The sequence below is a fragment of the Fictibacillus phosphorivorans genome (assembly GCF_023715845.1).
Classification (GTDB): Bacteria; Bacillota; Bacilli; order Bacillales; family Fictibacillaceae; genus Fictibacillus; species Fictibacillus phosphorivorans_D.
In genome coordinates this window covers 132,996-143,001 of the sequence record NZ_JAMBOR010000007.1, presented here as the reverse complement: position 1 = coordinate 143,001, position 10,006 = coordinate 132,996, and the positions used below count along the sequence as shown (strand labels likewise).

The 10,006-nt window shown below is 40.9% G+C and carries 8 protein-coding genes and 1 pseudogene; all 9 read right to left on the bottom strand.

Going from position 1 to position 10,006, the window contains the following annotated elements:
- Nucleotides 1–159 precede the first annotated feature (159 nt).
- Entirely contained in the window at nucleotides 160–399 is a 240-nt protein-coding gene (locus M3206_RS07930) for a YusG family protein (RefSeq protein WP_251311978.1), read from the bottom strand.
- 63 nt (nucleotides 400–462) lie between these two features.
- On the bottom strand, nucleotides 463–849 hold the full coding sequence (gene gcvH / locus M3206_RS07925) for a glycine cleavage system protein GcvH (protein WP_251311977.1): 387 nt from the start codon (nucleotides 847–849) through the stop codon (nucleotides 463–465).
- Between the two features lie 71 nt (nucleotides 850–920).
- A pseudogene (locus tag M3206_RS07920) lies at nucleotides 921–1,273 on the bottom strand (arsenate reductase family protein).
- Nucleotides 1,274–1,718: 445 nt separating this feature from the next.
- On the bottom strand, nucleotides 1,719–3,503 hold the full coding sequence (locus M3206_RS07915) for an acyl-CoA dehydrogenase family protein (RefSeq protein WP_251311976.1): 1,785 nt from the start codon (nucleotides 3,501–3,503) through the stop codon (nucleotides 1,719–1,721).
- An 18-nt stretch (nucleotides 3,504–3,521) separates the two neighbouring features.
- Entirely contained in the window at nucleotides 3,522–4,703 is a 1,182-nt protein-coding gene (locus M3206_RS07910) for an acetyl-CoA C-acetyltransferase (RefSeq protein ID WP_251311975.1), read from the bottom strand.
- A 16-nt stretch (nucleotides 4,704–4,719) separates the two neighbouring features.
- Nucleotides 4,720–7,116 carry a 3-hydroxyacyl-CoA dehydrogenase/enoyl-CoA hydratase family protein gene (locus M3206_RS07905; protein WP_285876834.1) on the bottom strand — a complete coding sequence of 799 codons (2,397 nt, stop codon included), beginning with the start codon at nucleotides 7,114–7,116 and terminating at the stop codon, nucleotides 4,720–4,722.
- A 402-nt stretch (nucleotides 7,117–7,518) separates the two neighbouring features.
- A complete protein-coding gene (locus M3206_RS07900; protein ID WP_285876833.1) occupies nucleotides 7,519–8,436 on the bottom strand; it encodes a proline dehydrogenase in 918 nt (305 codons plus the stop codon).
- Nucleotides 8,437–8,600: 164 nt separating this feature from the next.
- Nucleotides 8,601–8,849: a DUF2573 family protein gene (locus M3206_RS07895; RefSeq protein ID WP_251311974.1), complete on the bottom strand. Its 249-nt coding sequence runs from the start codon at nucleotides 8,847–8,849 to the stop codon at nucleotides 8,601–8,603.
- Nucleotides 8,850–8,870: 21 nt separating this feature from the next.
- A complete protein-coding gene (locus M3206_RS07890; RefSeq protein ID WP_251311973.1) occupies nucleotides 8,871–9,956 on the bottom strand; it encodes a copper resistance D family protein in 1,086 nt (361 codons plus the stop codon).
- Between the last annotated feature and the right edge of the window lie 50 nt (nucleotides 9,957–10,006).

The window sequence follows — 10,006 nt, the reverse complement described above, 5'->3', positions numbered from 1 at the left end:
CTAGAGTTACTTGGTGACGTCCTTCAGTAGTATGCTTAGATAACATGTATATTTCTCCCCTCAAACATTATCTACTTTAATTGTACAATAAAAAAAGCTTGTAGACATGACTTTGTCTACAAGCTGAGAGGATGATTATACAATCATCCTCTTCACCAGCTAACACCAGCCTTTATCACATTCGTCTACATATTTTGATGGGTTAGGTTTTTCTACTGGTTTTTCACGTTTATAGATTTTATCTGCATCAAACTCAAAACCCTCGGCCATTTCATACATATTACCCTGATTTGTAAATCGGATCTGACCGATTTTATCTTGATCCAGGTATAGCGACATCGAACCGCCTTTCATCTTGCCGAATACTCTTGACGTTACATCACGTCTATCTTCTTTCATAAAAAAATCCCTCCAAAAAAGAATGAGCAATACGCCTATTCTTTCCTGAAGAGATTCTTTTCATTAATCTTCTTTAATTAATTCCTCGTATTGTTCAGCTGTCATTAGTTTTTCCAGTTCAGAGGAATCTGAAAGTTCAACAACGACCATCCATGCTTTTTCATATGGAGATTCGTTTACTAGTTCGGGGCTGTCATCAAGGTCTTCATTTACTTCTACAACTTTTCCAGATACCGGAGCATATAGTTCAGAAACTGTTTTTACAGATTCTACACTGCCGAAAGGCTCGTCTGCTGTAAGTTCATCTCCAACTTCAGGAAGCTCAACGAAGACGATATCTCCAAGTTCATCTTGCGCAAATGCTGTGATTCCGATACGAACTTTATTGCCTTCTTCTGTTTTTGTCCACTCGTGCTCTTCTGAATAGTGTAACTCTTTAGGAAATTCCATGTGTAATCCCTCCAGCTTTTCTTTGTTTTATAGTAACTACAATAAATTTTTTATTATAGTCATTAACTTTTTTACTTTTTCCACGTGTTTTCGTACTGTTCTTCCTTAAAGCCTACTGTTACATGGTTACCGTCTGTTGCGATCGGTCTTTTGATCAGCATACCCTCAGATGCTAAAAGCTCAAGCAGCTCATCTTCTGAAGCCGTTTTCATTTTCTCTTTGATACCCGATTCACGATACTTCTTGCCACTTGTATTAAAAAATTTTTTAATTTCCAACCCGCTCTTTTGAACCAAATCTTTAAGCTCTTCCTTTGTAGGAGGGTTGTCCACAATATGTACAGGCTCAAAGGCTACTTCATTTTCTTTTAGCCATTTTTTTGGCATGTTGAGCATTTTGGATATTCGTAAACCGTCAGTAGCATTATATCACCCCTTTTCATAGTACCACAAACTAGTGTCACCAATAAAACAAGAAATTTTACACTGTTTAAAACATCCTTTAATAAAAGTCTTCCACCACCATGGTACCATGGCTTAGTTGGGCTCTCTTACATATATCGAGTATAGAGGGGTATATGGAGTGCAGAATTTGTCGAGAAATGTAAACTCGTGGATAAACTGCTTAAATTTTTGGATTGCAGCCTAAATCTCGTGGATAGATTGGACGAATTTCTGGATTGATGCTGAATTTTATTGAAATCGTCCTCTTGAATTTGCTTAAATACCCTAGTAGGTACCATATGAAATCAGATTCTGCACCCGAAACTGTATCTGACTTGAGCCCTTTGCTAAAAGCCAAATAAAAAAAGTCCCCCCTGCCAAGCAAGAGGGAAAAGTGTTTTTGAAGGTTGGCGTAAATAAAATTAATTAAACTACGTAGCGTTCTTCTTCAAGAAGCAATACAGCGATTTCACGCTTCTTCTTGATCACATTCACAGGTGTATGGCGTGTTAGTTTCTTTAACGCAGAAAGCATCATACGCAGCATATCCCCTTCTTCAACGGCAACGATGGATTCCTTTGCATGAGCTTCAATGCGGTTGAAAGCTTCCTGGCAGTACACTTCCGTGTAAAGAAGCTTTTGCTTCGCCTTCTCTGCACCAAACTTATTGATTGCTTTTTCTGTACGCAACAGTACAGATTCCATGCTGTAGATCTCGCTAATAATGTCCGCAAGATTTGCTAAAACTTCTTGTTCCTTTTCAAGCTTTGGTCCAAATTTCTGTACAGCGAGACCTGCTGTCATCAAGAATATTTTCTTAGCCATAGACACTAAGTATTTTTCCTGATCCAGTGGTTCAGTACCTACTTCAACTGGCATTAGCATCATCAGTTCTTGCTGAAGAGAAGTTGCCTTTTCAATCAATGGCAGTTCATTTTTCATCGCTTTTTTAACGAGTGTACCTGGAACAAGCAAGCGGTTGATCTCGTTTGTTCCTTCAAAAATACGATTAATACGGGAATCGCGATAAGCTCCCTCGATCTCGTATTCTGACATAAAGCCATATCCGCCATGGATTTGAACGCCTTCATCTACGACGTAATCGAGCGTTTCAGAAGCAAATACTTTATTGAGTGAACATTCGATCGCATATTCCGCAATCGCTTTTGCAAGTTCACGTCCATCCTTTTGCTTCTCATCAGAAAGTGCCCCTAAACGGTTTTCAAAAAGCCCAACGGTACGATATACAGAGCTTTCCGCAGCAAAAGTTGAAATTGCCATGTTAGCTAGCTTTTCTTGAATTAAGCTAAACGAACTGATCTTACGTTTGAACTGCTGGCGTTCATTAGCATATTTGACAGATACTTCGAATGCACGTTTTGCTGCTCCAACACACCCTAGCGCGAGCTTGTATCGGCCGATATTAAGGATGTTAAATGCGATAAGATGCCCTTTTCCAGCTTCCCATAAGAGATTTTCTTTTGGTACCGCTACATCTTCTAAAATTAAGGTACGAGTAGAGGAACTCTTGATCCCCATCTTCTTTTCTTCAGGTCCCGTAGAGACGCCTTCGAACCCTCTTTCTACGATAAAAGCAGAGAATTTTTCGCCGTCAATCTTCGCGTATACAACAAAAACATCAGCAAATGCAGAGTTCGTGATCCATTGCTTCTCTCCATTTAAAATATAATGAGTACCTTCAGGATTAAGCTTTGCTGTTGTTTTAGCACCAAGTGCATCCGATCCTGAACCAGGTTCAGTTAAAGCGTAAGCTGCAATTTTTTCGCCAGTAGCTAACGCTGGCAGATATTTTTTCTTTTGTTCCTCGTTCCCAAAAAGTACGATTGGGAGTGAGCCGATCCCTACATGCGCTCCATAACTGATTGAAAAACCACGGCCGCGCGCAAACTTTTCAGTGATCAATGAGGATGAAATCTTATCCAGGCCTAAACCGCCGTATTCTTCTGGAACATCAGCTCCTAAAAGACCAAGCTCGCCTGCTTTTGTGAGCAGCTTGCGTGATACTGTAAAATCGTGATCTTCCATCTTTTCAAGCTGAGGCACCACTTCTTTTGCAACAAAGTCTTCCGTTGTCTTTGCGATCATCAAATGTTCTTCTGAAAAATCTTCCGGTGTGTAAATATCTGCTGCAGCAATGTCTTCGATTAAGAAACTTCCGCCGATGATCTCTTTTTCCGCTGTGTTTGACATCATGATTCTCCTCCTTTTTTATCCAACAAGTTCAAATACGCCTGCTGCACCCATTCCGCCACCGATACACATGGTGACAACACCGAACTGTTCGTTTCTGCGTTTCATTTCGTGGAGCAGAGTAAGAGTAAGTTTGGTTCCTGAACAACCGAGCGGGTGTCCGAGCGCAATAGCCCCTCCATTAACGTTTACTTTGCTTTCATCAAGATTCAGTTCACGAATAACTTGAACGGACTGCGATGCAAAAGCTTCATTCAGTTCAAACAATCCGATATCCGAAAGCTCCAACCCTGCCATCTTTAACGCTTTTGGAATCGCAGCAACAGGACCCACTCCCATAATATCTGGTGCCACACCAGCTACCGCAAAGGAACGGAACTTCAATAGAGGGGTTAACCCTTCCGCAATCGCTTTATCTTTGTTCATGATTAATACAGAGGCTGCTCCATCACTTGTCTGTGATGAATTCCCTGCTGTTACAGAACCTGTCGGGGTAAAGGCAGGGCGTAGTTTTCCTAACACTTCAAGCGAAGTATCAGGGCGAACACCTTCATCCACTGAAACGGCAACTTCCTTTTCAACTAGTTTCGATTGATCATCCAGCCAGCGCTTCATTACAGAGACCGGAACGATCTCGTCATCAAATTTACCTTCTTTTATCGCAGCAGCAGCTTTTTGATGACTTCTTACTGCAAATTCATCTTGATCCTGTCGGGAAACACCAAATCTTCTCGCCACTTCTTCAGCTGTGTGCCCCATTCCCATATAATATTGAGGAATATTTTCAACGAGATATGGATTAGGCTTTACAACGTGCCCGACAACAGGCACTAGACTCATGGATTCTGCTCCGCCCGCTATGATCGCCTCAGCTGCACCAAGCATGATTTTTTCTGCCCCATAAGCAATACTTTGCAAACCAGAAGAACAGAACCGGTTGATTGTAATAGCCGGTACCGTCTCTGGCAAACCAGCACGAGCTCCGATCAAACGCGCCATGTTCATTCCTTGTTCTGCCTCTGGAACCGCACATCCGATGATCAAGTCATCGATCGGTCCATCATAATTTCCAGCACGCTGCAGTGTTTCTTTAACCGTAATCGCCGCTAGTTCATCCGGCCTCATATGTGCAAAAGATCCTTTTTTCGCTTTCCCGACAGCTGTACGTGCACCTGCTACTATGACTGCATCTTTTAACATTCGTTTCTTCCCCCCTTTAGTTTCTTAGCGGCTTGCCTTTTACAAGCATGTGCTGCATTCTCGCTTGGCTCTTTGGTTCCCCTGCAAGGCTGAGGAATGCTTCTCGTTCAAGATCGAGCAGATATTGTTCATCCACATATGTTCCTTCAGGCACTCTGCCTCCTGCTATAACAAATGCTAGTTTCTTCGCAATTTTTAGATCATGTTCAGAAATGTATTGGCTGAAATGCATGGTTTGTGCACCGAGTGCGAGTGTTGCATATCCCGCTTCACCAACTACTGGGATCTTCTTTTTAACGGGTGCTTTATAGCCAGCATCTGAAAGTGCAAGAACCTGGCTCTTCGCATCATGCAACAGATGATCGCCATTTACTGAAATGTTATCCTCGTTTCGTAAAAATCCTAGTTTTTTGGCTTCTTGGGCAGAGGTTGAGACTTTTGCCATCGCGATTGTTTCAAAAGCCTGATTCGCGACTTTTTGCAGGTCGCCTTTTGCCCCTTCCGGAAGCTGTTCCAATAGACGGATATAGAGCTCTTTGTTTCCGCCTCCACCAGGAATGAGTCCGACTCCGGTTTCTACTAAACCCATGTAAGTTTCAGAAGCCATCTGCAATCTTGCAGCCGGTAATGATACTTCAACTCCCCCGCCAAGTGTCATTCCGAAGTTTGCCGCCACGACAGGCTTGGCACTGTATCTTACTCTTGCCATGGCTTGTTGGAACTGACGGACCATCATATCCAGTTCAAAATAATTATCATCTTGGGCTTCCATTAAAATGAGCATAAGGTTTGCTCCAACACAGAAGTTTTTCCCTTGGTTTCCGATGACAAGTCCTTTGTAGTTTTTTTCTACTTCATCGATCGCCTGATGAAGCATCATAATGATCTCCGGCCCGATCGCATTGTTTGGTGATGTGAACTCAAGTCCGGCTACATCGTCACCAAGATCGATCAAGGTGGCACCATTATTTTTCTTGATCACATTGCCTTTTTCTTTGAGACGGCTTAAGTGAATCACTTTTTTATTTTCTTCTACAGGCAAATAAGTTCCCTTATGGTAGTACGATACTTCCCCCTCAGTCTTTGAATAGAAGGATGCTTTCTCGGATTGAAGTAATTCTTCTACCCATTGTGGAATCGTCTCTCCTTCTGACTTCATCCTTTCTACCGATTCTTGCAGCCCGATTGCGTCCCAAATTTCAAACGGTCCGTGTTCCCAGCCGAAGCCCCACTTCATCGCCTGGTCGATCGCGACTAAGTCGTCTGCAATTTCATAGCATTTTTCTGCGGAGTAAAGTAGTACCGGTTTAATGATGTCCCATAGAAGCTTACCTGCACGGTCCTCACTGTATAAAAGCGCTTTCACTTTTTGGTTTGTTGTTTTCATCTGTTTAGCTGCTTCGAGTGTTGCTGTTTTCATCTTCGAACGCGGCTTGTATTCAAGGGTTTTAGGATCAAGCTCTAAAATTTCGCTGCCCGTTTTGCTTTTTTGTTTCAAATAGAAGCCCTGGCCATTCTTGCTTCCTGTCCATCCTTTATCGACCATTTCATTGAGGAATTCCGGAATTTCGAATACCTCTTTTTCCTTCCCGTCTACTTGTTCGTAAACGTTACGAGCAACATGCAGGAATGTATCAAGCCCCACCACATCGAGTGTTCTAAACGTCGCTGATTTAGGACGGCCGATAAGAGGTCCAGTTACAGAATCCACTTCACCGACGGAATAGCCTTGTTTCATCATTTCCTGCATCGTTACCATAAGTCCATATGTTCCAATACGGTTTGCGATAAAGTTCGGTGTATCCTTTGCTTCAACAACACCTTTTCCAAGAACATTCTCACCAAAATTCCTCATGAACTGTACGATCTCTGGGCTCGTATCTTCAGTAGGAATGATCTCTAAAAGCTTTAAGTATCTCGGAGGATTGAAAAAGTGCGTTCCTAAAAAATGAGATTTAAAGTCTTCTGACCGACCTTCAGCCATTGCACGAATGGAGATCCCAGACGTGTTAGAGGATACGATACTCCCCGATTTACGGTACTGATCAACCTTTTCAAAAAGCTTTTGTTTTACATCCAAGCGTTCAACGACAACTTCAATGATCCAGTCTGCTTCTTTCAGCTTCTCTAAATCATCTGTAAGGTTACCAATTGTTATCAAATCAAGATTTTCTTTTACCGCAAGTGGTGCGGGTTTTTGTTTAAGTAATTTCTGGGTTGCAGTTAAGGCAAATTTGTTTCGAAATGCTGGGTGATCTTCGGTGATCCCTTTTGCCTTTTCTTCTTCGCTTAAAGAAGGCGGGACGATATCCAGTAGTATGGTTGGAATTCCGACATTCGCTAGATGAGCAGCAATGCCCGAGCCCATCACACCAGATCCCAGTACAGCGGCTTTTCGGATTTGACGAGACAAAATAGACTTCCCCCTTTATTGAATGAATACTCATTCATTTTTTATCCATAAAAAAATAATTAGCCTACACTCAATATAAAATATATTCAGAATTTTAGCAATAGTTCTGACCGATTTCTTTGAATTGTTTCTAAATTGTTTGGGGTCTGTCCCGGGACAGACCCCAAACAATTAAAAAAAGAACTCCCGTTGAGAGAGTTCTTCACATTTATATAAAGTTAAAAAAAACAGTTTTGTACAGTGACGCTATCTTTTTACAGGTATGCAAATTTTTTTGTACGGTTACGCAATTTTTTTGTACAGTCAGAGCCTATTTTTGTACGTTGCCCCTCATACAAACACGATTATGAAGATTTTTGTTCACAAAAATCAACCTTACAAAAAGCTCTTCGCATAAAATAACTACTTTCCGAGAACACCTTTGAGCACAAACATAACGTTTGCTGGTCTTTCTGCAAGTCTTCTCATGAAGTAGCCGTACCAGTCGTTTCCGTAAGGTACGTAGATACGCATCTTGTATCCTTCTTGCAATAACTGTTCTTGGCGTTCGACACGAATTCCGTAAAGCATCTGGAATTCGAATTGATCATAAGGAATGTTGTGCTTTTTAACCAGATCCTTTGTATACTGAATGATCTCATCATCATGCGTAGCAACTGCTGTGTAGTTACCATTTAATAGATGAGTCTCTATCAATTTCTTAAAGTTGTTATCCACATCGCTTTTTTCAGGATAAGCCACTTTCGGAGATTCTTTATAGGCACCTTTAACCAAACGCAGGTTAGGTTTATATTCATTAAGGTCCTGTACATCCTCCAAGGAACGGTACAGATAGGCTTGAATTACAGTGGAAATGTTGTCGTATTCTTTTTTAAGCTGCTTAAAGATCTGCAATGTTTTTTCACAACGAGAGTAATCTTCCATATCAATCGTGATAAATACATTATGCTTTACAGCAGCATCCATGATTTTTCTCATGTTGCTGAGAACCAGCTCGTCGCTGATGTCTAACCCCATGGAAGTCAGTTTTAACGAAAGCTGTGAATCTAGATTTTCCTTCGCGATTGCTTTTACCGCTTGGATACAATGCTCTGTCATTTCAGCTGCTTCACGTTCGCTATCTACAAATTCACCTAAATGGTCAATCGTAACAGGCATCCCTTTTTGATTTAATTTTTTGATGGCTACAATAGAGCTCTCAAGTGTTGCTCCTGCTACAAAACGTGCTGCACCGAAACGCAAGCCATATTTTTTTGCCAAGCTCGTCATTGACTTGTTTTTAGCTAAGAATAAGAAAAAATTACGCATTGCTTGTTCCAATCTAATTGCCTCCCCATTACGTTCTCTACTCTATATATAAATGGTAAATTTCTATACAATGTAACCGCTTTAAATATATCATTCTTTTTGCAAACTTTGTCGATTTTGCAAAATTTAAATTATTTAAACCACAAGAAAAAGCAGCCTAAAAAGACTGCTTTCCCTTATTTTTGATCTCTACGTTGCTCTTCGTTTAACTTCTTAATTTCACTGAATAAGTCTTTCATCGCATCTTTTGCATCCGGATAACTCTCATTCCAATGTTTGGCTAGAGGCGGCATGTTTTTAGCGATACTCGCGTATAACACATATGCTTTCACTTTTTCAATATACTCAGGTTCTGTTTTGCCAATCAAAAGTTCAGCATATTTTTCAATCAGTCCATCAAGCTGAGATTGCAGTTTACTATCCATGTTTAACCCCTCACTTTCTCTTTATAATGATAATGATGACATCACGGCTAAATACAGTGAACCAGCAGCTAAAATGGAAACGATGAAGACGGGGAGAAATCCTATTTTTCTTTTAATACCCATAAACACACCTGCTAAAAGAACGATACAAGCAAACAGCCAGCCGAAGCTCAATAGTGATAGATCGATTTTCAACATCGGATTCTCACCAGGATTCAATCCCGTAATCAAAGAAAATAAAGAGGAAGGCTTCTCCATTTTGAGAGTTTGTGCTACATCATGCGGCGGTGTCTGCTGGCTCATCACAGCTGTCGCTGCAAAAACGAAGAACAATAGAATCCCTTCTACTTTTATCCATCTCTTTATGGATAAAGAACCTTCTCCACTTAAACGTTTTTTCTTTAACCATATACCATTGATCACACTATAAAAAATCACAACAAAAAGTAAAACATGCTTAATCAATAACGCTTGCCCATAATTGAGCATATACCCGTTCACATATTCAGGCACGATGTATGACATGAGCCATAATCCAGCTCCGATCACAATAAACAGACACATTAACGCGAAAGGGGTGAACCATTTATAAAAAGCAACTCCCGGACCTTCACCTTTACTAAAAAAACCGACCGTAAGAAGTGTACCTGACCAGGCTGTAACCGCTAAAAAATGAAGAGAATGAGCAACTATACCGAATGAGTCTAAGCTTGCAGCATGGCTCGCATAACCGATGGATAGTGCCATCCCAGTTAATAAAAACAAGGATAGCCCTGCAAAAAACCTTTCTTTCCCAATATCATTAAACAGGATCATAAAAAATAACAAGACAGTGATGCCCGTTAAAAAAAGCCAGCCCTTTCCTAACTCGAAACTAAAAATAATATTTTGAAAGGTTAGCCAATAGCCGATTCCTTCTCCTAAATAAAGAGTAAGCCTCATCAACTCTCCTATACCGAAAATGGGGACTACGGCGACAAGCAACAGCAGCCATGATTTTTTAATACAAATTTCAGGCCGTTTGGTTATTGGAACAGAATAAAGGATACATGCCCCGATTAAAATGGAAAAACACAAATACAGCATGGCTTTAGCAACTATGAACATACAAATGAACTCCTTCACAACAAATCTAAGTCTATTGTAGCAGGGATTGG